At 70.3% G+C, this 22,669-nt stretch carries 23 protein-coding genes; 17 read left to right on the forward strand and 6 right to left on the reverse strand.

The genetic code is table 11. The features are described 5' to 3' along the window. Positions 1-126 precede the first annotated feature (126 nt). Both E1B00_RS04325 and E1B00_RS04330 read left to right on the forward strand, forming a co-directional pair. The gene (locus tag E1B00_RS04325) at positions 127-906 is read left to right on the forward strand and encodes a DUF3667 domain-containing protein (RefSeq protein ID WP_139446058.1); all 780 of its coding nucleotides are present in this window, start codon (positions 127-129) and stop codon (positions 904-906) included. Positions 907-911: 5 nt separating this feature from the next. Continuing rightward, entirely contained in the window at positions 912-1,886 is a 975-nt protein-coding gene (locus E1B00_RS04330; protein ID WP_139446060.1) for a polysaccharide deacetylase family protein, read from the forward strand. Between the two features lie 15 nt (positions 1,887-1,901). Here the strand turns inward: E1B00_RS04330 and E1B00_RS04335 are convergent, their stop codons facing one another. Continuing rightward, positions 1,902-2,534 (reverse strand): response regulator, encoded by a 633-nt coding sequence (locus E1B00_RS04335; RefSeq protein ID WP_139446062.1) that lies wholly within the window; start codon positions 2,532-2,534, stop codon positions 1,902-1,904. Between the two features lie 8 nt (positions 2,535-2,542). Next, on the reverse strand, positions 2,543-2,701 hold the full coding sequence (locus tag E1B00_RS15530; protein WP_176693115.1) for an ATP-binding protein: 159 nt from the start codon (positions 2,699-2,701) through the stop codon (positions 2,543-2,545). A gap of 47 nt (positions 2,702-2,748) precedes the next feature. Here E1B00_RS15530 and E1B00_RS04340 point away from each other — a divergent pair, with 47 nt between their 5' ends. From E1B00_RS04340 to E1B00_RS04360, 5 genes are all read left to right on the forward strand, one after another. Further along, positions 2,749-3,897, forward strand: coding sequence for an alpha/beta fold hydrolase (locus tag E1B00_RS04340; RefSeq protein WP_220396229.1), 1,149 nt, complete (start codon positions 2,749-2,751; stop codon positions 3,895-3,897). Between the two features lie 83 nt (positions 3,898-3,980). Then, a complete protein-coding gene (locus E1B00_RS04345) occupies positions 3,981-4,874 on the forward strand; it encodes a dienelactone hydrolase family protein (RefSeq protein WP_139446064.1) in 894 nt (297 codons plus the stop codon). A gap of 193 nt (positions 4,875-5,067) precedes the next feature. Beyond that, positions 5,068-5,469, forward strand: a complete 402-nt coding sequence (locus E1B00_RS04350) for a DoxX family protein (RefSeq protein ID WP_139446066.1) — start codon at positions 5,068-5,070, stop codon at positions 5,467-5,469. Further along, complete coding sequence (locus tag E1B00_RS04355) at positions 5,469-6,176, forward strand: pirin family protein (protein ID WP_139446068.1); 708 nt, start codon at positions 5,469-5,471, stop codon at positions 6,174-6,176. The genes E1B00_RS04350 and E1B00_RS04355 overlap by 1 nt, the downstream gene beginning before the upstream one ends. An 86-nt stretch (positions 6,177-6,262) precedes the next feature. Next, positions 6,263-6,892 (forward strand): HAD hydrolase-like protein, encoded by a 630-nt coding sequence (locus E1B00_RS04360; protein WP_139446070.1) that lies wholly within the window; start codon positions 6,263-6,265, stop codon positions 6,890-6,892. Position 6,893: 1 nt separating this feature from the next. On the opposite strand, the gene E1B00_RS04365 is transcribed toward E1B00_RS04360, so the two are convergent. Next, on the reverse strand, positions 6,894-7,289 hold the full coding sequence (locus tag E1B00_RS04365; protein ID WP_139446072.1) for an OsmC family protein: 396 nt from the start codon (positions 7,287-7,289) through the stop codon (positions 6,894-6,896). A 130-nt stretch (positions 7,290-7,419) separates the two neighbouring features. Between E1B00_RS04365 and E1B00_RS04370 the strand changes: the two genes are divergently transcribed. Beyond that, positions 7,420-8,994 (forward strand): serine hydrolase, encoded by a 1,575-nt coding sequence (locus tag E1B00_RS04370; RefSeq protein WP_246048464.1) that lies wholly within the window; start codon positions 7,420-7,422, stop codon positions 8,992-8,994. Here E1B00_RS04370 and E1B00_RS04375 read toward each other — a convergent pair. Further along, complete coding sequence (locus E1B00_RS04375) at positions 8,967-9,986, reverse strand: aspartyl protease family protein (protein WP_139446076.1); 1,020 nt, start codon at positions 9,984-9,986, stop codon at positions 8,967-8,969. The genes E1B00_RS04370 and E1B00_RS04375 overlap by 28 nt on opposite strands. Before the next feature lie 67 nt (positions 9,987-10,053). Here E1B00_RS04375 and E1B00_RS04380 point away from each other — a divergent pair, with 67 nt between their 5' ends. Further along, positions 10,054-10,686, forward strand: a complete 633-nt coding sequence (locus E1B00_RS04380) for a winged helix-turn-helix domain-containing protein (protein WP_139446078.1) — start codon at positions 10,054-10,056, stop codon at positions 10,684-10,686. A gap of 86 nt (positions 10,687-10,772) precedes the next feature. Here the strand turns inward: E1B00_RS04380 and E1B00_RS04385 are convergent, their stop codons facing one another. After that, positions 10,773-11,528, reverse strand: coding sequence for a hypothetical protein (locus E1B00_RS04385; protein WP_139446080.1), 756 nt, complete (start codon positions 11,526-11,528; stop codon positions 10,773-10,775). A gap of 120 nt (positions 11,529-11,648) precedes the next feature. Between E1B00_RS04385 and E1B00_RS04390 the strand changes: the two genes are divergently transcribed. From E1B00_RS04390 to map, 5 genes are read left to right on the forward strand one after another with little or no spacing between them, the layout of a single operon-like run. Further along, complete coding sequence (locus E1B00_RS04390) at positions 11,649-12,323, forward strand: TetR/AcrR family transcriptional regulator (RefSeq protein WP_139446082.1); 675 nt, start codon at positions 11,649-11,651, stop codon at positions 12,321-12,323. After that, positions 12,320-13,273, forward strand: coding sequence for an HlyD family secretion protein (locus E1B00_RS04395; protein WP_139446084.1), 954 nt, complete (start codon positions 12,320-12,322; stop codon positions 13,271-13,273). The genes E1B00_RS04390 and E1B00_RS04395 overlap by 4 nt, the downstream gene beginning before the upstream one ends. 11 nt (positions 13,274-13,284) lie before the next feature. Beyond that, positions 13,285-14,214, forward strand: a complete 930-nt coding sequence (locus tag E1B00_RS04400) for an ABC transporter ATP-binding protein (RefSeq protein ID WP_139447696.1) — start codon at positions 13,285-13,287, stop codon at positions 14,212-14,214. Further along, entirely contained in the window at positions 14,211-15,290 is a 1,080-nt protein-coding gene (locus E1B00_RS04405) for an ABC transporter permease (RefSeq protein WP_139446086.1), read from the forward strand. The genes E1B00_RS04400 and E1B00_RS04405 overlap by 4 nt, the downstream gene beginning before the upstream one ends. A gap of 40 nt (positions 15,291-15,330) precedes the next feature. After that, positions 15,331-16,134 carry a type I methionyl aminopeptidase gene (gene map, locus E1B00_RS04410; RefSeq protein WP_139446088.1) on the forward strand — a complete coding sequence of 268 codons (804 nt, stop codon included), beginning with the start codon at positions 15,331-15,333 and terminating at the stop codon, positions 16,132-16,134. A gap of 9 nt (positions 16,135-16,143) precedes the next feature. On the opposite strand, the gene E1B00_RS04415 is transcribed toward map, so the two are convergent. Continuing rightward, positions 16,144-17,181, reverse strand: a complete 1,038-nt coding sequence (locus E1B00_RS04415) for a LysR family transcriptional regulator (protein ID WP_139446090.1) — start codon at positions 17,179-17,181, stop codon at positions 16,144-16,146. A 249-nt stretch (positions 17,182-17,430) separates the two neighbouring features. Between E1B00_RS04415 and E1B00_RS04420 the strand changes: the two genes are divergently transcribed. The 3 genes from E1B00_RS04420 (at position 17,431) to E1B00_RS04430 (ending at position 22,669) form a co-directional block, all read left to right on the forward strand. Beyond that, positions 17,431-18,111 carry an SDR family NAD(P)-dependent oxidoreductase gene (locus tag E1B00_RS04420; protein ID WP_176693116.1) on the forward strand — a complete coding sequence of 227 codons (681 nt, stop codon included), beginning with the start codon at positions 17,431-17,433 and terminating at the stop codon, positions 18,109-18,111. Between the two features lie 34 nt (positions 18,112-18,145). After that, the gene (locus tag E1B00_RS04425; RefSeq protein ID WP_139446095.1) at positions 18,146-19,327 is read left to right on the forward strand and encodes an efflux RND transporter periplasmic adaptor subunit; all 1,182 of its coding nucleotides are present in this window, start codon (positions 18,146-18,148) and stop codon (positions 19,325-19,327) included. Positions 19,328-19,486: 159 nt separating this feature from the next. Next, on the forward strand, positions 19,487-22,669 hold the full coding sequence (locus tag E1B00_RS04430) for an efflux RND transporter permease subunit (protein WP_139446097.1): 3,183 nt from the start codon (positions 19,487-19,489) through the stop codon (positions 22,667-22,669).

A 22,669-nucleotide genomic window follows, 5' to 3' on the forward strand; every position in this document is an offset into this window, starting at 1 on the left:
GGGCGTGCCCCCGAGGGGCGATGTGACGAAACGCGTTCCCCATCCGACGAAGACCCAGACGGGGCGACGAAGCAAAACGTGACCGCCGGCCGGTAGGCTAGACTCAGGCCACGGACGGGGAGCCCGATGGAACTGACGACCTGCCGCGCCTGCGGCGCCCAAAACACCGGCAACTACTGCCCCGACTGCGGCCAGCCGCGGCCCCGCCCCGACGACTTCAGCCTGCGCCGTATGCTGGGCGAGGCCTGGGCCGAGGTCAGCGACACCGACTCCCGGCTCTGGCGCAGCCTGCGCGGCCTGGCCGTCCCCGGCTTGCTCACCCGCGCCTGGCTCGACCACGAATGGTCGCGCTACCTGCCGCCGCTGCGGCTCTACCTGATCGCCAGCGGCGTGTATTTCCTGCTCGCCTGGGACGTCGGCTTCCAGCTCAATGCCGAAATGCTGCGGGCCGCACCCGCTGGCGCGGTTCCGCCGCAGCTGCTGGAGGTCTACAGCGATCCGGCCACCATGGACCTGGCCAGCAACCTGACGGCCCTGCTGAAGTTCCTGTTCGTGATCCCGATGGGCTTCTGGCTGGCCCTGCTGCACTGGGGCAACCGCCGGCCGGCCGGGGAACACATGGTGTTCGCGCTGCACTACACCACGCTGGACTTCGCCCTGTTCTCCCTGCTGGCGCCGGTGGTCGCGCTGTCGCCGGGCAGCCTGCAGGTCGTGGTCTTTTCGGTGAGCACCCAGCTGGCCCTGCTGCCGTTGGCGCTGTGGCTGATCCTGGCGGTGCGACGCGTCTACGGCCGCTCCTGGCCCTCGAGCGTGCTGCGCGGCCTCGCCATACTGGCCATGGACCTGGTGCTGAGCCTGGTGTCCGGCCAGATCGCCCTGGCCATCGCCGTTTCGACGAGGTACTGATCCCGATGCGACTCCTGTTCTCCTGCCTGCTGTGGCTGGGGTCCGCCCTGCCCGCCGTCGCGCTGTCGCCGGTCGAACCCGACCGCCGCATCGCCATCACCATCGACGACCTGCCCTGGGCCAGTCTCGGCGACCACCAGCCGCACGCACCGCCGGCCGCCATGCTCGAACACCACGCGCAGCTGCTGCGTGGCCTGCGCGAGGCCGGCGCTCCCGTGGTCGGTTTCGTCAATGAGGCCAAGCTCGAGGTCGACGGCCGGCTGGCGCCGGAGCGCCTTCAGATGCTGCGCGACTGGCTCCAGACCGGCGCCGAACTGGGCAACCACACCTTCGGCCACACCGACCTGCATGCCGCCGGACTGGCGGCCTACCAGGCCGACATCCTCAAGGGCGAACGCCGGCTGCGGCCCCTGCTGGCGGAAAGCGGCGCGAAGCCGGAGTGGTTCCGCCATCCCTACCTGCGCGCCGGGCGCAGCCCCGGGGACAAGGCCGCGCTGGCCGGCTTCCTGGCCGCGCACGGCTACCGCATCGCACCGGTGACGGTCGACAACAGCGACTGGATCTGGGCCCGCGCCTACCGCAACGTGCTCGACCGCGGCGGCGACGAGCAGGTGCTCAAGCGCCTGCGCGCCGAATACGTGCCCTACATGCTGGACAAGGTCGACTACTACGAGCGCTTCTCGATCGCCCTGCTCGGCTACGCCCTGCCCCAGACCTGGCTGATGCACGCCAACGAGATCAACGCCGCGACCTACCCGGCCCTGGTCGCCGGCGTGCGGGCCCGCGGCTATCGCACCGTATCGCTGGCCGAGGCGATGCGGGACCCCGCCTATGCGCGCGACGATGCCTATACCGGCGCCTGGGGCCCGAGTTGGCTGCACCGCTGGGCGATCGGCGAAAACCGGCCGCGCGAGTTCTTCGCCGGCGAGCCGGCGACGCCGCCGTGGGTGCTGGACCTGGCCGGCGTCGAGGGCGAGTGAGCCCGCGGACCCGCTTCAGAGTTCGATGATGCCGCGCTTGATCGCGATGGTGACCGCATGGGTGCGGTCGCGCGCGCCAAGCTTGGCCAGGATGTTCTTCATGTGCGCCTTGACCGTTTCCTCGGAGATGCCGAGGTCGGTGGCCACCAGCTTGTTGGCGTTGCCGGCGGCGACGCTCTGCAGCACTTCGAGCTCGCGCGCGGACAGCGATTCGTCCGACAGGTGTTCGGCGATGCCGGCGGCGATCTCCGGCGGCACTCGTCGGGCGCCGCCGTGCACGTCGCGGATGGTGTCGAGCAGCTCGCGCCGCAGCAGGCTCTTGAGCAGGTAGCCGGAGGCGCCGGCCGAAAGCGCGCGCACCACCTGCACGTCGCCGCGGTAGGTGGTGAGCACGATGATGCGGGCCTGCGGCCAGCGCGCGCGGATCGCCGCGATGGCCTCGATGCCGTCCACGCCGGGCATGCGCAGGTCCATCAGCACCACGTCGGGTCGCAACGTTTCGTAGGCCTCGACGGCTTCGCGGCCGTCGCTGGCCTCGCCGGCGAGCACCATGTCGGTCTGGCCGGCGATCACGGCGGCGATGCCCTCGCGCATCAGGGGATGGTCGTCGACGATCAGGACGCGGATGGAAGAATCGGTGGAAGTCATGGAGGTCCTCAGCCTTTCCAGCGGCGCCAGAAATCGGCCAGCAGCGAAGGGAAACGTTCGTCGCAATAGGCCAGGGAGGCGGGCAGCTGCACCGCCACCCGGGTGCCGCCGCCCTCGGGCGACAGCACTTCGAGGGTGGCGCCGATGCGCGCCGCGCGTTCGCGCATGCCGGGCAGGCCCCAGTGGCGGCGCCGCGACCGTGTTGGCGGAGAACATGCACGGCGCCGACGGCCTGCTCTTCCACGACGGCCTGCTGTGGCTGGTCGCGAACCAGGCCTACGTGATCCTGGGCGTGGACGAAGCCGGCCGCATCCGCGTGCGCGCCGGCGAGCTGCAGGGCGTGGACGCCGAGGGCCGCCCGCGCAGCCTGGTCTTCCCGGCCAGCACGGCCGTGCAGGACGGCTGGATGCTGGCGACCAACCTGTCGCTGCCGCTCACGCCGGCCGCGGGTGACGAATGGGAAGAATCGGTGCGCGCCTGGAACGTGGTGCGCTTCCGCCTGCCCGACGCGCCGCCCGCGTCGACCATCGCCGCGCCCACGCAGTACCTGCAGGTCGGCGCGCACCGCTACGCCTACCGCGAACTCGGACCGCGCGGCGGCATGCCGCTGGTGCTGTTCAACCGCCTGCGCGGCACGCTCGACGACTGGGACCCGGCCTTCGTGGACCGCCTGGCCGCGGACCGCCACGTGATCCTGTTCGACCACGTCGGCCTGTCGCGCTCGACCGGGCCGCTGGCCGCCGACTATCCCGGCTTCGCCGACGGCGCCGCGCAGTTCATCCGGGCGCTGGGCCATGCACAGGTCGATGGCCTCGGATATTCCTTCGGCGGCCCGGTGCTGATGCAGATGACGCTCGCGCATCCGACCCTGGTGCGGCGGCTGGTGATCGCCGGCTCCACGCCGGGTTTCGTGCCGGGCGACGCGCCGCGCAACGGCCCGGTGCCCGAGAAAGTGTGGCAGACGGCGTTCAAGCCGGTGAACAGCGACGAGGATTTCCTGTACCTGTTCTTCAGCCCGAGCGAGACCAGCCAGGCCGCCGGCCGGGCCTATCGGGAACGGCTGAAGGCGCGGCCCGACGCCTTCGCGGTGCCGGTATCCGAAGCCGGCTGGAAATCGCAGATCGCCGCGGCCCAGGGCATCGGCACGCCGGAAACCACCCTGCTGCACCGGCTGGGCAGGATCCGCCAGCCGGTGCTGGTGGCCAACGGCAACAACGACATCATGACGCCGACCTACGGCAGCTACGCGATGTTCCAGGCCCTGCCCGATGCGCGGCTGATCCTCTATCCGGACTCCGGCCACGGCTTCCTGTTCCAGTATCCGGAAGCCTTCGCGGACGAGGTTCTGGATTTCCTGCGCTGAGTGCCGGCACCGGCGACCGCGCCGTTCACGCTTTCGTACGGCGCGTTTGGGAACATCGCCCGCCTGCCTCCCGGAGTTCCACCATGAACCGACGCCGCCAGACCGCCGACGATTTCCACCCGGAAGTAATGCGCCTGTTCGACCAGTACGTGCACGGGCTGATCGACCGCCGCGGGTTCCTCAAGGGCGCGGCGGCTTTCGCCGGAAGCACCGGCGCCGTCGGCCTTCTGGCGGCGCTGACGCCCAATTTCGCCGCCGCGCAGCAGATCGCGCCCGAGGATGCGCGGCTGAAAACCGAATCGCTGACCTTCCCCTCGCCCAAGGGTTACGGCGAAGGCCGCGGCTACCTGGCGCGGCCCGCCGGCGCCGCGGGAAAGCTGCCGGCCGTGCTGGTCGTGCACGAAAACCGCGGCCTGAACCCCCACATCGAGGACGTGACGCGGCGGCTGGCCCTGGAGGGCTATCTGGCCTTCGCGCCCGATGCGCTGTTCCCGCTCGGCGGTTATCCCGGCAACGAGGACAGCGCGCGCGCGAAGTTCCAGGAGCTCGACCAGGCCAAGACCCGCGAGGACATGATTGCCGCCGCCAACTGGCTGCAGGCGCATGCCGAAAGCAGCGGCCGACTCGGCGTGATCGGCTTCTGCTACGGCGGCGCGATCGCCAACTTCCTCGCCACCCGGCTGACCGGTCTGTCGGCGGCGGCGCCGTTCTACGGCAGCGGTCCGGCGCTCGAGGATGTCGGCCGGATCCAGGCCGAGCTGCTGGTGGTGCTGGCGGACAACGACGAGCGCGTGAACGCCGGTTGGCCGGCCTACGAAGCGGCGCTGAAGCAGGCCGGCGTCACCTACACCCTGGTCCGGCCGCCCGGCACCCAGCACGGCTTCAACAACGACACCACGCCGCGCTTCGACGAGGCCGGAGCGAAACAGGCCTGGGACGCGGCCCTGGCGCTGTTCGAACGCCGACTCAAGGGCTAAGTCGTTGAATTCAAAGGGCGCGGGCGGGAAACGCCGGAAATATCGGTTCCCGTCGTTGCGTTTCTGACAACGATAGATGTACGCGAACACTGATTGATGCTGTTTTTGTAGGCTCCCATACTTCGCGCCACGACAGACGCCCCGCAGGAACGGCAATCCCGCCGACCCGGTCCGCCTGCCAAAGGAGCCCGTCATGAACAACCTTTCCAACCTCGTCGGCCGGTTCGGCCTGTCCGCCATCTTCGTGCTGTCCGGTGTCGCCAAGCTGGGCGCCGGCTACGAAGGCACCCAGGGCTACATGGAAGCCATGGGCGTGTCCGGCGGCCTGCTGCCGGTGGTGATTGCGGCCGAGATCCTCGGCGGCCTGGCCGTCGCGGCAGGCTTCCTCACCCGCTGGGCCGCGCTGGGCCTGGCCGTGTTCTCGGTGCTGAGCGCCTTCCTGTTCCACTTCCAGTTGGCCGACCAGATGCAGTTCATCAACTTCTTCAAGAACATCGCCATCGCCGGTGGTTTCCTGGTGCTCGCCGCGCACGGCGCCGGCCGGTTCAGCATCGACGGCCTGATCGCCGCGCGCCGCGCGAAGGGTGGTGCGTGATGATCGCCCTGCGACCTGCCCATGAGCGTGGCCACGCCAACCACGGTTGGCTGGACTCCTGGCACAGCTTCTCGTTCGCCGAATACCGCGACGACCGGCACGTGCACTGGGGCCCGCTGCGGGTGATCAACGAAGACCGCGTGGCCGCGGGCCAGGGTTTCGGCACGCACAGCCACCGCGACATGGAGATCATCAGCTACGTGCTCGACGGGTCCCTGGGCCACAAGGATTCGATGGGCAATGCCGAAACCATCGTGCCGGGCGAAGTGCAGCGCCTGAGCGCCGGCACCGGCATCACCCATTCGGAGTTCAACTACAGCACCACGGGCACCACGCACTTCCTGCAGATCTGGATCATCCCCAGGTTCATGGGCGTGAAGCCGGCGTACGCGCAGAAGACCTTCACGGATGAAGAAAAGCGTGGCCGCCTGCGCCTGGTGGTCAGCCCGGACGGCGCCGAGGGTTCGGTCTCGATCAACCAGGACGCGCGCATGTACGCCGGCCTGTTCACCGGCACCGAACGCGCCGAACTGGCGCTGGCGCCGGGCCGCCTGGGTTACGTGCACCTGGTGCGCGGCGAGCTGGTGGTCAACGGCCAGCGCCTGGCCGGCGGCGATGCGCTCAAGCTCAAGGACGAGCCGCGCATCACCATCGAACTGGGCCGCGACGCCGAAGTGCTGGTGTTCGACCTGCCGCCGATGGATTGAAGCGGCATCCACGGCCGGCCGGGAATTCCCGGCCGGCCATCCGGCGGACTGGTTCCGCCGCGCGCTTGGGGCCATCATCGCGGCCCATGGCCTATTCCCTCGCGATCTTCGACTTCGACGGCACGCTCGCCGACAGCTTTCCCTTTTTCCTGCAGGCCCAGCAGCGGCTGGCCGACAAACACGGCTTCGCGCGCATCCAGCCCGACGAGGTGGAGGCCCTGCGCCGGCGCCCGGTCTCGGACCTGATCCGGAACAGCGGCCTGCCGCTGTGGAAGCTGCCGCGCATCGCCAGCGACTTCCGCACGATGATGCGCGACCACGCGGCGCCCATTCCCCTGTTCGACGGCGTGGACACGATGCTCGGCGCCCTGGCCGCCCGCGGCGTGCGCCTCGGCCTGGTCACTTCCAACGCCCGCGACAATGCCGAACGCATCCTGGGCGCGGAGAATTTCCGCCGCTTCGACGATGTCGACTGCGGCATGTCGATCCTGGGCAAACGCCCGCGCATCCGCGCGATGCTGCGCCGGGCCGGCGTCGGGCCGGCGCAGGCGATCTACATCGGCGACCAGGACAGCGACGGCGAGGCGGCGCGCGGCGAAGGCGTGGCCTTCGGCGCGGTGGCCTGGGGCTATGCGGCGCCGGACATCCTGCGGGCGGCCGGCGCGAGCCACGAATTCGCGCGGATGGACGACATCACCACCCTGCTGGCGCCCTGACTCAGCCGCGCTGGGTCTGGATGTCGGCGCCGTCGCGCATCGTCTTGGTGACGGGCGTGTTGGCCACGATCTCGAGCAGGCGCGTCCACTGCGCCTCGTCCAGGGCCGCGTCGCTGCGCAGGGTGCGCTGCACCGTCGCGTGGCCGGCCTCGTCCTTGCGCAGCACCAGGTCCACGGTCAGCGTGCCCAGCTCCCAGCCTTTCTTCTGCGCGTACATGCGCAGGGTGATCGCGGTGCAGGCCGCCAGCGAGGCCAGGTAGTAGTCGTACGGCGCCGGTCCGGCGCCGGTCCCGCCGGCCCGCTCCGGTTCGTCCGCGACCAGAGCGAAGCCCGCCGTGGTGATGTCGTGCACGTAGTTGGTGCCGGTGGAAACGATGCTGGCGCGGGCGACGGCCATGGGGAACTCCGGGCAGGTGGGCAGGCCCTACTCTGCCACCGCGGCCGCGGCGCCGCCGAGCCCCGGAAGGGCGATGCGGGCCCGCGGTACGCTGGGCATAATCGGGCGAGCCCTCTCCCGGAGTTGCCGCATGATCCCTCGCCGACCGCGCCTGCTGGCGCTGCCGCTCCTTCTGGTCGCCGGTGTTTCGCTGGCGGCGCCTCCGGCCGTCGCGCCCGTCGTCGAGGCCACGCGCCAGGCCTTCGACGTGCCCGGCATCGCGGTGGCGATCGTCAAGGACGGCGAGGTGGTGTTCGCGGAAGGCTTCGGGCTGCGCGAGATCGGCAAGCCGGAAAAAGTGACGGCCGACACCCGCTTCGCCATCGCCTCGATCACCAAGGCCTTCACCAGCGCCTCGCTGTCGATCCTGGCCGACGAGGGCAAGCTCAAGCTCGACGACCGGGTGATCGACCACCTGCCCGACTTCCAGATGGCCGACCCCTACGTGACGCGCGAGATGCGCATCCGCGACCTGCTCACCCACCGCAGCGGCCTGGCCCTGGGCGCCGGCGACCTGCTGTTCTGGCCGGCGACCACGCATTCCACCGAACAGATCGTCCGCCGCCTGCGCCATGTGCCGCTGGCCACCAGCTTCCGCGCCGACTACGCCTACGACAACGTGCTGTACGCGGTGGCGCAGCGGGTGATCGAAAAGGTGTCCGGCCGTTCCTACGGCGACTTCGTGCGCGAACGCATCTTCGTCCCGGTCGGCATGGCCGACACCGTGATCAATGCCGACCACCTGCCCGGCGGCGCGGACGTCGCCACCGGCCACGCCAAATCGGACTTCAGCCGCCTGGGCCCGGTGCCGCCGATGACCTGGAGCAACAACCAGGCGGCGGGCGGAATCTATTCGACGGTGAACGACCTGACCAAGTGGATGCGGGTGCAGCTCGACGGCGGCCTGCTCGGCAAGAATGCCGACGGCAGCGAACGCCGCCTGTTCAGCGCCGAACGCGCGCGCGGCATGTGGCAGCTGGTGACGCCGATCCACCCCCCGGCCCAGCCCTCGGTGCCGCAGCTGGCGCCGTCGCTGCCGCAGTTCGCCGGCTACGGCGAGGGCTGGTCGATCACCGAATACCGCGGCCAGCGCCTGGTCTGGCACACCGGCGGCTGGCCGGGCATGGTGTCGCGGCTCACGCTGGTGCCGCAGCACGGCCTCGGCGTGATCGTTCTGACCAACCAGGAAATCGGCGCCGCCTTCAACGCGGTGACGATGGAGGTGCTCGACCACTACCTGCAGGCGCCGGACACCGACTGGGTGGCCGCCTACGCCGCCGGCGTGGCGAAAGCACAGACGGGTGCGGACGCGAAGTGGGCAGCGCACCAGGCCGCCCGCGATGCCCGCAGCCGGCCGTCACTGCCGACCGCCGCCTACGCGGCGACCTATGCCGATCCCTGGTACGGCAACGTGACAGTGGAACAGGAGGGCCGCGGCCTGGTGATGCGCTTCGCGCACACGCCGCAGCTGGTCGGCGACCTCGAGCACTGGCAGCACGACACCTTCCTGGTGCGCTGGCGCGACCGCGCGCTCAACGCCGACGCCTTCGCGACCTTCGACCTGACGCCGGACGGCAAGGTGCGCGAACTGCGCATGGAGGCCGTGTCCTCGCTGACCGACTTCAGCTTCGACTTCCATCACCTGAGGCTGGCGCCGGCCCCCTGAGCGGCCACCGCCTCGGACGCCGCGGCGCGCGGTTCCAGGATCATCTGCCCGCGCGAATAGTCGAACACGACGTTGTGCCGGCTCAGGAAGCGCGAACCTAGGCGACCGTTCTGCCCGGTGTCGATCACCTCGTCGCCCAGCGCGTATTCGGCCGGCGTGGTGATCGCCGGGCCTTCGCCCAGTCCGATGTCCACGGAACTGCCGGTGCGGTAGCTGGCCAGCCCGCCGACGAAGCAGGCGTTGCGCGACGGCCCCTGCGCCGGCGCGACGATGTCGGCATGCGTTTTCGGGAACAGGCTCAGGTCGATGTTGGCGCCGCTGTCCACGTGCAGGCGCGCCTGGTAGCGGCGGCCGTCGGGGGCGGCGACGTCGGCCTGCACGTAAGGCTGGCGGCTACTGATTTCGGCCGGCACGATCCGGCCCGCACCCTCGTAGCGGTAGGTCTCCGGATCGTGCAGCACGACCTGGCCCCGGTCGTAATTTATCTCGACCACGTAGCGCGAGAACAGCTCGTGGCCGACCACGCCCTGGAACGGCGGCTCGGGGATCTCCTCGCTGCACTTGAGCGAAGCGACCGGAATCGCCAGCACGGTCTGGCCCGGCAGGGTCAACGGGCCGAAGTCGATGTCCACCGAGGGCTGCACCGCCGCGGTGATGGCCGCCAGCCCTTCGCCGATGCGCTCCATCGCATGCATGTCCAGGCCAAGGCCACGGGTGCGCGGCCCCTCCAGCACGGCGAGCATCGAGGCACCCGTGTCGAGCACGAAATCCACCGGCGCGGCGCCGTTGACGCTGGCCTGGACGATCACCCAGCCACGGTCCTCGCGGAACGGCAGGGTCAGCGGCAGCGCCTGTTCCAGCACCGCGTCCGTGCCCTCGTTGGCGAAGTAGAGCCGGGCCATGCGGATCTGGTCGCAGCCCGACAGCAGCAGGGCCAGGCCGTTCGCGACGGCGGCACGGTGCGGGCGGTTGAAGGTGCGGATGGTCTTCATGGCGCTTGCCCTTGGTGGTTGTTGTGTTGAAAACTAGGCTTGTTTTTAAACACAGGCAAGCCAACTCATGGCACCCTCCCGAAAGTCTCCCCCCGCCCCGGTCCGCGCCCGTCGACACCAGGTGGTGCGCGGCGCGGAGCAGATCACCCTGCTCGCCAGCCCGGTGCGCCAGGATCTGGTGGACACGCTGGAGGCCCTCGGCGGCGAAGCGGACGTCGCGGCGGTCGCCACCCAGCTGGGCCGTCCGGCCGACGGGCTGTACTACCACTTCGACCTGCTGGCGAAGGCCGGCCTGCTGCAGCGCGTGGACACCGACGGTGCGCGCCGCTACCGCATCGGCCAGGGCCGCGGCGCCCCGCTCAAGCTCGACTACGGCAGCGACGCCGAGAGCCGCGAAGCGGTCGGACGGGTCGTGGACAAGCTGCTGCAGGCGGCGCGCCGCGATTTCCACGCCGCCCTGGACGAGCCCGGCACGGTGAAGGAAGGCCCGGAGCGCGAGCTCTGGGCCGGACGCAACAAGGGCTGGGTCCATGCGCGCGACCTGGCCGAGGCCAACCGCCTTCTGACGCGCCTGCAGCAGCTTCTGCAGGGGCCGCGCCGCGTGGGCCGCGACCGGCTGGTCAGCCTGTCCTTCGTGCTGGCGCCGCTGCCGGCGGCGGCGGGGCGGCGCACGTCGCGGGCCAAGGAACGCGCGCGCTGACGCGGGGTCCGCGCTCGGATCGCGCAGGCGCCCGGCCTCGCGCGGACAACCCACGGCGGCGTCTTCCCGCCGGCCGGCGGAGTGGCTCAGGCGCCGACGCGGAAATCCACGTCAACCACTTCTTCGAGCACGGTTTCCCCGGCGATGTTGGTCATCACGACCATCACCTGCTCCACGCGCGACGCCTCGCCCAGCGCGAACCAGCGCTTGACGGTGCCCTGGCCGTTCAATCCGTCGTCACTCGGCTCGTAGGAAGCGCGTGAGGTGGTCACCGGCACGACCCACACGCTCAAACCCTTTTCGCCCGTGATGTCGAAGGCGACTTCGGCCACGACCTGCTGCCCGACCCGGAGCACCGAACCGGACGGCGGATCGAAGTCCACGGAGAGCAGCCGCGATCCCAGCCCGTCGCCGCGCAGGCGCTCGCGTTCGGGATCGGGCAGGAATTCGTAGTCCACGGCCACGGGGTTTTCGGCCAGGGTGCGCTGCTGCACGTCGCGTACCAGGACGGTGATCGCGTCGATGCGGCCGGCTTCGTCGAGCGCGACGTAGCGCCTGAGGCTGCCGGTGCCCGGCTGCATCGCGGCATTCGAGGGTTCGTAGGACGAGTCCGGATGGTCGGCTTTCGCCCAGACGAACAGTCGGGCGCGAGGCCGCGAGTAGCGGTAGTGGATCGTCGCGACCACGCGCTCGCCGGCCGTCAACACGGCGCCCGTGGGTGGGGTGAACTCCACGCCGAGGATCTCCAGGTCGGTGCTGCCGTCGTTGTTCGCCCGCGCGCGCACAACCAGCCATGCGGCCACCCCGATGGTCACGGCGGCCGCCAGAAGGATCGAGCCCATGATTTGCCCCTGCGGAAAACCGGCCATGCTGGCGATGTCGGCGGATGAAGGCAAGGCGCCAGCGCCAGGACGGAAAGCCGGCCCTTGTAATTAATTATTGAATCAATTAATGTGCGCGCCATGCCCAACCGCCCCACCCGTAGCGACTCCCCCCGCAAGCCGCGCCTGCCCGGCCGTCCGGCCGCCGGCCGGCACGACCACCGCGAAGCCCTGATCGACGCCGCGCGCGACTACTTCGCCGCGCACGGCTACGCGGCCAGCAGCCTGCGCCAGATCGCCCTCGTGGCGAAGGTGACCCCGGCGCTGAGCCACTACTACTTCAAGGACAAGGCCGGCCTGCTCGAGGCCGTGGTCGAACACCGGGTCGCACCACTGGTGCAGTCGCTCGGCGCGGCGGTGGCGGCCGCGGGGCCCGATCCGGCGGCGGCGCTGCGCGCCTTCGTGCTGGCCTACACGCGCACCGCGGCCAGCAACCCCTGGCTGCCGCAGCTGATCGTGCGCGAAGTGCTGAGCAACGAGGGCGCGCTGCGTGCCACGTTCCCGGAACGATTCGCCGGCGGCATGGCGGCGATGCTGCGCGGCCTGGTCGCCGCCGGCCAGGCCCGCGGCGATTTCCGCGCCGACCTGGACCCGCGCGAGATCGTCATGTCGGTCGTCTCGCTGTGCATCTTTCCCTTCGTCGCCGCGCCCCTGGTCAACCTGACGCTTGGCATCGGGACCGGCCCGGACCGCGCCGAAGCGCTCGCCTCCCATCACCTCGCCGTGCTCCTGGCCGGCATCGCGAAGACCCCATGAAGACCCTGCTGCCGATCGTCATCGCCGCCCTGCTGATGTCCGCATGCACGCCCGGACCGGAACACGCGTTGGGCACGCTGGAACGCGACCGCATCACCCTGCCCGCACCGGTGTCCGAACGCATCGCCGAAATCGCCGTGCGCGAGGGCCAGACGGTCGCCACCGGCGATACGCTGCTGGTGCTCGAACCCGAGCGCACCGGCGCACGCCTGGATGCCGCACGCGCCGAAGCCGCAAGACTGCGTGCCGCCCGCGACGAAGCGCAGGCCGGCCCGCGCAGCGAATCGATCGCCGAGGCCCGCGCCCGAGTGCGCGGCGCCGAAGGCGTGGCACTGAACGCGCGCCGCGATTTCGAGCGGGTGCGCCAGGTGGTCGAACGCCGGGTGCTGCCCGCCGCCGACCTGGACCGCGCCCGCGCCAACCTCGCCGCCGCCGATGCCGACGCCCAGGCCGCACGCGAAGCCCTGGCCCTGCTCGAACACGGCACCCGCGGCGAGCAGATCGTGCAGGCCGAAGCCGCACTGGCGGCCGCCGAGGCGAACGTGACGGCGCTGCAGGTGGACCTGGCGCGCACCCGCATCACCGCGCCGCGCGCCGGCCAGGTCGACAGCCTGCCCTTCGAGGTCGGGGACCAGGTGCCGGTCGGCACGCCGCTGGCGGTGCTGCTGGTCGGGGACAAACCCTATGCCCGCGTGTATGTGCCGCAGCCCTTGCGCGCGTCGGTGCGCGTGGGCACGGCCGCGACGGTGCACCTGCAGGGCACCGACGCGAGCTATCCCGGCCACGTGCGCGCGATCCGAAGCGAGCCCAGCTTCACGCCCTACTACGCGCTCGCCGGCGAGGACGCCTCGCGCCTGTCGTGGCTGGCCGAGATCGAGCTCGACGCCGGGGCCGACAGCCTGCCGGTCGGCATCCCGGTGCGCGCCGAGTTCGCGGCCCCGCAGCCATGAACGACATCGTCATCCGCACCCGCGGCCTGACCCGGCGCTTCGGCGCGCTGGTGGCGGTGAACGGCGTGGACCTGGCGGTGCCGCGCGGCAACGTCTATGGCTTCCTGGGACCGAACGGTTCCGGCAAGTCCACCACCATCCGCATGTTGTGCGGCCTGCTCACGCCCAGCGCCGGCGAGATCGAGGTGCTGGGGCTGTCGATCCCGCGGCAGGCCGAGGCGCTCAAGCGCCGCATCGGCTACATGACGCAGAAGTTCTCGCTGTTCGAGGACCTGAGCGTGCGCGAGAACCTCGAGTTCATGGCCACCGTGCAGGACCTGCCGCGGCACGAGGTGAAGACCCGCGTGGACGAACTGCTGGCGGACTATCGCCTCGCCGACCGTCAGAAGCAGCTGGCGGGGACGATGAGCGGTGGCCAGAAACAGCGCCTCGCCCTGGCCTGCGCCGTCGTGCACCGGCCCGAGCTGCTGTTCCTGGACGAGCCCACCAGCGCGGTGGACCCGGAGTCGCGGCGCGACTTCTGGGAAAAGCTCTTCGAGCTCGCCGATGCCGGCACCACCCTGCTGGTGTCGACGCACTACATGGACGAAGCCGAGCGCTGCCACCGGCTGGCCATCCTGGATCAGGGCGCGCTGGTCGCCGACGGCACCCCCGCCCAGCTCGCCGCCGAGCTGGACGGCCGCACGCTGTTGGCGATGAGCGCACAGCCGCGCCGGGCCGCCGCCCTGCTCGCGGGTTTCGCCGGCATCGCCAGCGTCGCCCAGGTCGGCAACCAGCTGCGCGTGCTGACCGGGCCGGGCTTCGCGCACCTGGACGAGCTGCGAGCAGCGCTGCAGGCCCAGGACCCGGCGGCGTCGGTGCACCAGGTGGCGCCCAGCCTCGAGGATGTCTTCGTCGCCGCGACGCACGGCCGACGGGCCGCCCGCGGAGAGGCCGCATGAGCCTGCGCCGCCTGCTCGCGATCATGGTCAAGGAGCTGCGCCAGCTGCGCCGCGACCGCATCACCCTGGGCATGATCGTCGGCATCCCGGTACTGCAGCTGCTGCTGTTCGGCTACGCCATCAACATGGACGTGCGCGGGCTGCCGGCGGCGGTGGCGGACGAGGCGCAGACGGCCGGCTCGCGCGCCCTGGTCCAGGACCTGCTGGCCACCGGCGTCATCGCGCCGGCGGCGCAGGCGCGATCGCCGGCCGACCTGATGGACCTGTTGCGCTCGGGACGCATCAGCGTCGGCGTCGCCATTCCGCGGGACTACGAGCGGCGGCGCATCGAGGGCCGCGAATCGGTGCAGATCCTGGTGGACGGCAGCGACACCGTGGTGCAGGCCAGCGCCCGCCAGCTGGCGCAGATCCCGCTCGACGGCCGGGTAAGCGTCGCGCAGCTGGTCAACGTGGTCAGCTTCTACAATCCCGAGCGGCGCTCGGCGGTGAACATCGTGCCGGGCCTGATCGGGGTCATCCTGACGCTGACGATGGTGCTGTTCACCGCCGTGGCCATCGTGCGCGAACGCGAACGCGGCAACATGGAGCTGCTGATCACCACCCCCGTCAGCAGCGCCGAGCTGATGATCGGCAAGGTGCTGCCCTACGTCGGCATCGGCCTGGTGCAGACCACGGTGGTGCTGCTGCTTGGCGTGGGCATCTTCCAGGTGCCGATCCGCGGCGCCCTGGTGTCGGTGTACGTCGCGGCCCTGCTGCTGATCGCCGCCAACCTCAGCCTGGGCCTGCTGATCTCGACCCGCGCCAAATCCCAGTTCCAGGCGATGCAGATGACCTTCTTCGTCTTCCTGCCCTCGATCCTGCTATCGGGCTTCATGTTCCCGTTCGCGGGCATGCCGGTGGCGGCGCAGTGGATCGCCCAGGTGCTGCCGCTGACCCATTTCATGCGCCTGATCCGCGGCGTGATGCTGCGCGGCGCCGACCTGGGCGACCTGCTGCCCTCGGTGCTGGCCCTGTGCGCGTTCACGGCGGTGATGATGTCCGTGGCGATCCTGAAGTTCCGCAAGCGCCTGGACTGAGGCGGCTGCAAGCGCGCCCCGGAGCGGCGATAATCCCGCCATGGACTACCCGCTCAAGACCCCCGCCGAACTCGATGCCATGCGCGTCGCCGGCCGCCTGGCCGCCGAGGTGCTGCAGGTGGTGGCCCCGCACGTGAGACCGGGCGTGACCACGGCCGAGCTCGACCGCATCTGCCACGACCACATCGTCAACGTGCAGGGCGCCATTCCGGCCAACATCGGCTACGGCGGCGACGCCACGCGCGTGCCCTTTCCGGCCACGGTCTGCACCTCGGTCAACAACGTGGTCTGCCACGGCTTCCCGAGCGGGCAGAAGGTCCTCAAGCAGGGCGACATCGTCAACATCGACGTCACCGTGATCAAGGATGGATGGCACGGCGACACCAGCCGGATGTATTTCGTCGGCACGCCCTCGGTGCTGGCGCGACGCCTGGTCGAAACCACCCGCGAGGCGATGTTCGCCGGCATCCGCGCCGTGCGGCCGGGCGCGACCCTGGGCGATATCGGCCACGCCATCCAGCAGGTGGCCGAGGCGCAGCGTTTTTCGGTGGTGCGCGACTACTGCGGCCACGGCATCGGCCGCATCTACCACGACGCGCCGCAGATCCTGCATTACGGCCGCCCGGGCGAAGGCGACATGCTGGTGCCCGGCATGACCTTCACCATCGAGCCCATGGTCAACGCCGGCTCCCGGGAAACGCGGCTGCTGCCCGACGGCTGGACCGCGGTGACGCGCGACCGTTCGCTGTCGGCGCAGTGGGAGCACACCGTCGCGGTCACCGAGACCGGCGTCGAAGTGCTGACGCGGGTCCCCGGCGACGACAACGGCCGCTGGCTGGACTGACCCGGCCCCTCAGGCCGCGACCGGATCCGCGTCCGGCACCGCCGCCAGCTTGCGCGGCGCATCCTCGACCACCGGCAGTTCGACCGCGCGGCCGTCGCACAATTCGGCCTGCAGCGGGCAGGTCTTCATCATGTAGTCGGCGTCGAAGGTGAGCCGCTCGACGAGGAAGTCGACGAAAGCGCGCACCTTCGGCGATGGCACCCGGCCGCGGGTGAACACCGCGTTGAAGTCGATTTCCGGGCCGACCCAGCCGGCCAGCACGCGCACCGCGCGTCCGCTCTCGACGAAGGGCTTGATGCTGACATCGGTGGAGATCAGCAGCCCCTCGCCGCACAGCATGGCGCCCTGCAGCGGCGCGGGATCGTTGGCGACGAAGATCGGCGACACCAGATAGTCCTGGGTCTGGGAATGGCCGGCGTTCGCCGCGACCAGGGGCCAGTAGTAGCGGTTGCCGTGACGGTGCTTGGAGAAGGCCAGCACGCGGTGGTGCTGCAGGTCGTCCGGATGCAGCGGTTCGCCATGGCGCTGGATGTATTCGGGGCTGGCATAGACCTGGGTGCGGAAGCTCTCGAGCCGGCGCGCGACCAGCGAAGAGTCCGGCAGCGAACCGACGCGCAGCGCGACATCCACTTCCGACGAGATCAGGTCGAGCTTGTCGTTGCTCAGGTGCAGGTCCACGCGCACCTCGGGATAACGCTGGTGGAATTCGCTCAGCAGCGGCGCGATCCACAGGATGCCGATCGAATACGGCGCGGTGACCCGCAGCCAGCCGCGCGGCCCGCCCTGCAGCTGGCCCACCGCGCTTTCCGCCTCTTCCAGCTCGCGGGCGATGCGCGCGCTGTGGTCGTGATAGACGGCGCCGGCCTCGGTGAGGCCGAGCTTGCGCGTGGTGCGGTTGAGCAGCTGCGCGCCCAGGCGCTCCTCGAGCTCCTGCACCTTGCGGCTGACCGTGGTCTTGGGCAGGCCGAGAGACTTGGCGGCGGCGGTGAAACTGCCCTGCTCCACCACCTTGGCAAAGATCAGGGTGTCGTTGAGATCGCGCGACATGGGGAGCCTCTCCTAGGACGGTGGACGGGCGATTGGCCCGATGGCGGGACAATTATTCCCTCTTTTGCCGGCTTATCAAGTGCCGGATGCAGGCATAGATTGCACGCCCTGAGCCCAGGCTTCCTGCGTATCCCCTCCCCTTGCGGAGGCTTGGGCTCCCCATTCCGATTACCTGCCGCCATGACCACTGTCCCGATTTACCCAGATAATGGGCCATACCGTCCCGCCAACGGGACAATCCAGAAGCCGGTGCTCGTCCTGGGCGCCGAGGGCGAGGTTGGCCAGGCCATGGTCACCACGCTGCTGGAGACCGGCTATCCGGTGATCGCGGTCGCGCGGGAACGCCGCGAACTCGAGGCACTCACCCGCCCGGCCGGAAACGGCCCGGAGCTGGTGCGCGTGCCGGGCAGCACCGATACCGAAACCGCCGGCGCCGCCCTGGCCAATGCCGTGCGCCTGCTGCGCCGGCCGCCGGGTGCCGTGGTCGCGATGGTCGGCGGCTCCTTCACCCCGGGTCGCCTGCTCGACCACCCCGCCGACCGCCTGCGCGAGAAGTTCGACGAAGACCTGTTCCCGCACCTGATCGCCGCGCGGCACCTGCTGCCGCTGCTGGGCGAGTCCGGCGCGCGCGGCACCTACCTGCTGATCGGCGGCCCCGCCGCCGAAGCGCCCTGGGCAGGTTATGGCCACCTGTCGGTGTCCTCGGCCGCCCTGCGCATGCTTGCCCGTGCGCTGCGCGAGGAAACCCTCGGCGGCCCGGTCCGCGTGCAGCAGCTCGCCGTCTGCGCCCCGCTGCGCACCACCGAAAACCGCCAGCACGCCTGCCCGGACTGGCCCGCTCCCGATGAGCTCGGCCGCCGCGTGGTGGACCTGCTCGCCCAATCCGGCCACGAGCCGGTCGTGCGTTTCGACCGCCGCCGCCGCACCTGATCCCGCTTCCCCACTTACTTCACGAGGCAACGCCATGAACCGCCATCCCCTCACCCAGCTCGCCCGCGCCGCCACCTTCGCGCTCACCCTCGCCGTGCTGGCCGCCTGCGGCACGCAGGCCCAGGAGCACGGGGCCATTCCCGCGGCCCAGGTCAGCACCGCCCCCGTGATCTCGAAGGAGGTCGCGCACTGGGACGAGTTCACCGGCCGCGTCGCCGCGGTGGAAACCGTCGAGCTGCGCCCGCGCGTCGGCGGCTACATCGAGCGCGTGAACTACCAGGAAGGCCAGGAAGTGAAGAAGGGCCAGGTCCTGTTCACCATCGACGCCCGCACCTACCGCGCCGAACTCGACCGCGCCGAAGCCGAACTCGACCGCACGCGCAGCCGCGCTGCCCTGGCCAAGAGCGAACTGGCCCGCGCGAAGAAGCTCGCCGACGTGCGCGCGATCTCCACCGAGGAATTCGAACAGCGCCGTGCCGCCACCGCCCAGGCCGAGTCCGACGTGCACGCCGCACAGGCCCAGGTCGCCGTCGCGCGCCTGAACCTGGAATTCACCCAGGTGCGCGCGCCGATCGACGGCCTCGCCGGCCGCGCCCTGGTCACCACCGGCAACCTGGCCTCGCCGGACGCGACGGTGCTGACCACGGTGGTCTCGCTCAACCCGGTGCACGTGTACTTCGAAGGCGACGAGCAGACCTATCTGCGCTACAACCAGATGGCCCGCGACGGCGGCCGCCCGAGCTCGCGCGATTCGCGCAACCCGGTGCGCGTCGGCCTGGCCAGCGAGGAAGGTTATCCGCACACCGGCGTGGTCGACTTCCTGGACAACCAGGTCGACCCGGGCACCGGCACCATCCGCGCCCGCGCCGTGCTCGACAACAGCGACCGCGTCTTCACCCCGGGCCTGTTCGCCCGCGTGCAGCTGATCGGCAGCCAGCCGCAGAAGGCCCTGCTGATCGACGACAAGGCCGTGCTGACCGACCAGGACCGCAAGTTCGTTTACGTGGTCGGGCCGGAGAACACCGCCCAGCGCAAGGATGTGGTGCTCGGCCGCATGGTCGACGGCCTGCGCGTGGTCGAGTCGGGGCTGGCCGCCGGCGACCAGGTGGTCGTGACCGGCGTGCAGAAGATCTTCTTCCCCGGCATGCCGCTGGACGCCAAGCCGCTGGAAGCGGCCCCGGCCGCGACCGCCGACGCCGTGGCCAGCGTCGACTGACGGCCACACCCAGTTTGACTGCCGTGCGCGGGCGCGCACGCTGCGCCTCCCCTCGCAGCGTCCGCCCCGCGCGCCGGCACCCGCAACCCCATTCCACGGCGCGCAGGACGCGCGCCGTCCGCCTCATCGCGCGGCGTCCGCGCCGCAACGGAGTCATCCATGGACTTTTCCCGCTTCTTCATCGACCGGCCGATCTTCGCGGCGGTGCTGTCGATCGTGATCTTCGCCGCCGGCCTGATCGCCCTGCCGCAGCTGCCGATCGGTGAATACCCCGAAGTCGTGCCGCCCTCGGTGGTGGTGCGCACGGTCTACCCGGGCGCCAACCCCAAGGTGATCGCCGAAACGGTCGCCACGCCGCTCGAGGAGGCGATCAACGGCGTCGAGGACATGATGTACGTCAAGTCGGTCGCCGGCTCCGACGGCGTCATGCAGATGACCGTGACCTTCCGCCCCGGCACCGACGCCGACGAGGCCGCTGTGCGCGTGCAGAACCGGGTCAGCCAGGCGCTGGCGCGCCTGCCCGAGGACGTGCGCCGCCAGGGCGTGACCACGCAGAAGCAGTCGCCGGTCTTCCTGATGGTGGTGCACCTGGTGTCCACCGACGGCAAGTACGACTCGCTCTACCTGCGCAACTACATGCGCCTGCACGTGAAGGACGAACTGGCCCGCATCCCGGGCGTGGGCGACGCCCAGGCCTTCGGCGGCGGCGACTACGCCATGCGCCTCTGGCTCGACCCCGACAAGATTGCCGCCCGCGGCATGACCGCCGGCGACGTGCTGCGCGCCGTGCGCGAGCAGAACGTGCAGGTCTCGGCCGGCCAGCTCGGCGCCGAACCGATGCCCAACGGCAGCGACTTCCTGCTGCCGATCAATGCCAAGGGCCGCCTGCAGAGCGTCGAGGAGTTCGGCGACATCGTGCTCAAGGCCGGCGCCGACGGCGAGATCGTCCAGCTCTCCGACGTCGCCCGCATCGAGCTGGCCGCCGGCGACTACACCCTGCGCTCGCGCCTGGACGGCATGAACGCCTCCGCCATCGGCATCTTCCAGGCCCCCGGCGCCAACGCGCTGGAGATCCGCGACGCGGTGATCGCGAAGATGGACGAGATCTCCACGCGCCTGCCGCCGGGCGTCGAGATCAAGTCCATCTACGACACCACCATCTTCGTCCGCGACTCCATCAATGCGGTGGTCACCACCCTGCTCGAGGCCACCCTGCTGGTGGTGCTGGTCGTCATCTTGTTCCTGCAGACCTGGCGCGCCTCGATCATCCCGCTGATCGCCGTGCCGGTGTCGGTGGTCGGCACCTTCGCGGTGCTCTACGTGCTCGGCTTCTCGATCAATACCCTGACCCTGTTCGGGCTCGTGCTCGCCATCGGCATCGTCGTGGACGACGCGATCGTCGTGGTCGAGAACGTCGAACGCAACATCAGCGAGGGCCTCTCCCCGCTGGCCGCGGCGCACCAGGCCATGAAGGAGGTGTCCGGCCCGATCATCGCCATCGCCCTGGTGCTGTGCGCGGTGTTCGTGCCGATGGCCTTCCTGGACGGCGTCACCGGCCAGTTCTACAAGCAGTTCGCGGTGACCATCGCCATCTCCACGGTGATTTCGGCGATCAACTCGCTGACCCTGTCGCCGGCCCTGGCCGCCAAGCTGCTCAAGCCGCACGGCGCCGCGCCGGACGCCCCGACCCGCCTGATCGACCGCCTGTTCGGCTGGCTGTTCCGCCCCTTCAACCGCTTCTTCGGCAAGAACTCCGAACGCTACGAACATGCGGTGAAGAAGACGCTCGGCCGCCGCGGCGCCGTGTTCGCGGTCTACGCCGCCCTGCTGGTCGGCACCCTGACGGTATTCTCGGCGGTGCCGCGCGGCTTCATCCCGGTGCAGGACAAGCTGTACCTGATCGCCGGCGTGAAGATGCCGGAAGGCGCCTCGATCGAACGCACCGACCGGGCGCTGCAGAAGATCGCCGAACTCGCGAAGTCCGTCGAGGGCGTCGAGAGCGAGGTCGCGTTCCCGGGCCTGAATCCGCTGCAGTTCACCAACACCCCGAACAGCGGCGTGGCCTTCTTCACGCTCAAGCCCTTCGACCAGCGCGAGCGCAGCGCCGCCGAGATCACGGCCGAGCTCAACCAGAAGATCGCCGGCATCGAGGAAGGTTTCGCCTTCGCCTTCATGCCGCCGCCGATCCAGGGCCTGGGCAACGGTTCGGGCTACTCGCTGTTCATCGAGGACCGGGCCGGCCTGGGCTACGGCGAACTGCAGAACGCGGTGAACGCCTTCACCGGCGCGGTGTCGCAGACGCCGGGCATGGGCTACCCGATCAGCAGCTACCAGGCCAACGTGCCGCAGCTCGATGCCGAGGTCGACCGCGTCAAGGCCAAGGCCCAGGGCGTGCCGCTGACCGAGCTGTTCGACACCCTGCAGACCTATCTGGGTTCGGCCTACGTCAACGACTTCAACATGTTCGGCCGCACCTGGCAGGTCATCGCCCAGGCCGATGCGCCGTTCCGCGACGACGTCGAGGACATCTCGAACCTCCGCACCCGCAACGACCGCGGCGAAATGGTGCCGATCGGCAGCGTGGTGACGATCAAGCAGACCTACGGTCCGGACCCGGTGATCCGCTTCAACGGCTACCCGGCGGCCGACCTGCTGGGCGAGGCCGATCCGCGCCTGTTCTCGTCGGCCCAGGCCATGGCCAAGGTGGACGAACTGGCCGCGCAGACGCTGCCGACCGGCATGGGTTACGCCTGGAGCGACCTGAGCTTCCAGGAGGCGACCCAGGGCGATGCGGCGATGGTGGTGTTCCCGCTGGCGGTGCTGCTGGCCTTCCTGGTGCTGGCCGCGCTGTACGAAAGCTGGACCCTGCCGCTGGCCGTGATCCTGATCGTGCCCATGACCCTGCTGTCGGCGCTGTTCGGCGTCTGGCTGAGCGGCGGCGACAACAACGTGTTCGTGCAGGTCGGCCTGGTCGTGCTGATGGGCCTGGCGTGCAAGAACGCGATCCTGATCGTCGAGTTCGCCCGTGAGCTCGAGCTGCAGGGCAAGGGCATCGTGGAAGCCGCGCTGGAAGCATGCCGCCTGCGCCTGCGTCCGATCGTGATGACGTCGATCGCCTTCATCGCCGGCACCGTGCCGCTGGTGTTCGCCACCGGCGCCGGCGCCGAGGTCCGCTCGGTCACCGGCATCACGGTGTTCGCCGGCATGCTCGGCGTGACCCTGTTCGGCCTGTTCCTGACGCCGGTCTTCTACGTCGCGCTGCGCAAGCTGGTGCACCGCCCGCTGGTCTCGCATGCCCCCGCGCATGCGGACGCCCACGCGCCGGCTCAGCCCGCGGCCTGA

The organism is Arenimonas terrae (genome assembly GCF_006265115.1).
GTDB classification, from domain to species: domain Bacteria; phylum Pseudomonadota; class Gammaproteobacteria; order Xanthomonadales; family Xanthomonadaceae; genus Arenimonas; species Arenimonas terrae.

What these genes read in the sequence shown, in the direction of transcription:
- E1B00_RS04325 (WP_139446058.1), top strand. Translation starts at nt 127, where the DNA reads ATGGAACTGACGACCTGCCGCGCCTGCGGCGCCCAAAACACCGGCAAC.
- E1B00_RS04330 (WP_139446060.1), top strand. Translation starts at nt 912, where the DNA reads ATGCGACTCCTGTTCTCCTGCCTGCTGTGGCTGGGGTCCGCCCTGCCC.
- E1B00_RS04335 (WP_139446062.1), bottom strand. Translation starts at nt 2,534, where the DNA reads ATGACTTCCACCGATTCTTCCATCCGCGTCCTGATCGTCGACGACCAT.
- E1B00_RS15530 (WP_176693115.1), bottom strand. Translation starts at nt 2,701, where the DNA reads ATGCGCGAACGCGCGGCGCGCATCGGCGCCACCCTCGAAGTGCTGTCG.
- E1B00_RS04340 (WP_220396229.1), top strand. Translation starts at nt 2,749, where the DNA reads ATGCACGGCGCCGACGGCCTGCTCTTCCACGACGGCCTGCTGTGGCTG.
- E1B00_RS04345 (WP_139446064.1), top strand. Translation starts at nt 3,981, where the DNA reads ATGAACCGACGCCGCCAGACCGCCGACGATTTCCACCCGGAAGTAATG.
- E1B00_RS04350 (WP_139446066.1), top strand. Translation starts at nt 5,068, where the DNA reads ATGAACAACCTTTCCAACCTCGTCGGCCGGTTCGGCCTGTCCGCCATC.
- E1B00_RS04355 (WP_139446068.1), top strand. Translation starts at nt 5,469, where the DNA reads ATGATCGCCCTGCGACCTGCCCATGAGCGTGGCCACGCCAACCACGGT.
- E1B00_RS04360 (WP_139446070.1), top strand. Translation starts at nt 6,263, where the DNA reads ATGGCCTATTCCCTCGCGATCTTCGACTTCGACGGCACGCTCGCCGAC.
- E1B00_RS04365 (WP_139446072.1), bottom strand. Translation starts at nt 7,289, where the DNA reads ATGGCCGTCGCCCGCGCCAGCATCGTTTCCACCGGCACCAACTACGTG.
- E1B00_RS04370 (WP_246048464.1), top strand. Translation starts at nt 7,420, where the DNA reads ATGATCCCTCGCCGACCGCGCCTGCTGGCGCTGCCGCTCCTTCTGGTC.
- E1B00_RS04375 (WP_139446076.1), bottom strand. Translation starts at nt 9,986, where the DNA reads ATGAAGACCATCCGCACCTTCAACCGCCCGCACCGTGCCGCCGTCGCG.
- E1B00_RS04380 (WP_139446078.1), top strand. Translation starts at nt 10,054, where the DNA reads ATGGCACCCTCCCGAAAGTCTCCCCCCGCCCCGGTCCGCGCCCGTCGA.
- E1B00_RS04385 (WP_139446080.1), bottom strand. Translation starts at nt 11,528, where the DNA reads ATGGGCTCGATCCTTCTGGCGGCCGCCGTGACCATCGGGGTGGCCGCA.
- E1B00_RS04390 (WP_139446082.1), top strand. Translation starts at nt 11,649, where the DNA reads ATGCCCAACCGCCCCACCCGTAGCGACTCCCCCCGCAAGCCGCGCCTG.
- E1B00_RS04395 (WP_139446084.1), top strand. Translation starts at nt 12,320, where the DNA reads ATGAAGACCCTGCTGCCGATCGTCATCGCCGCCCTGCTGATGTCCGCA.
- E1B00_RS04405 (WP_139446086.1), top strand. Translation starts at nt 14,211, where the DNA reads ATGAGCCTGCGCCGCCTGCTCGCGATCATGGTCAAGGAGCTGCGCCAG.
- map (WP_139446088.1), top strand. Translation starts at nt 15,331, where the DNA reads ATGGACTACCCGCTCAAGACCCCCGCCGAACTCGATGCCATGCGCGTC.
- E1B00_RS04415 (WP_139446090.1), bottom strand. Translation starts at nt 17,181, where the DNA reads ATGTCGCGCGATCTCAACGACACCCTGATCTTTGCCAAGGTGGTGGAG.
- E1B00_RS04425 (WP_139446095.1), top strand. Translation starts at nt 18,146, where the DNA reads ATGAACCGCCATCCCCTCACCCAGCTCGCCCGCGCCGCCACCTTCGCG.
- E1B00_RS04430 (WP_139446097.1), top strand. Translation starts at nt 19,487, where the DNA reads ATGGACTTTTCCCGCTTCTTCATCGACCGGCCGATCTTCGCGGCGGTG.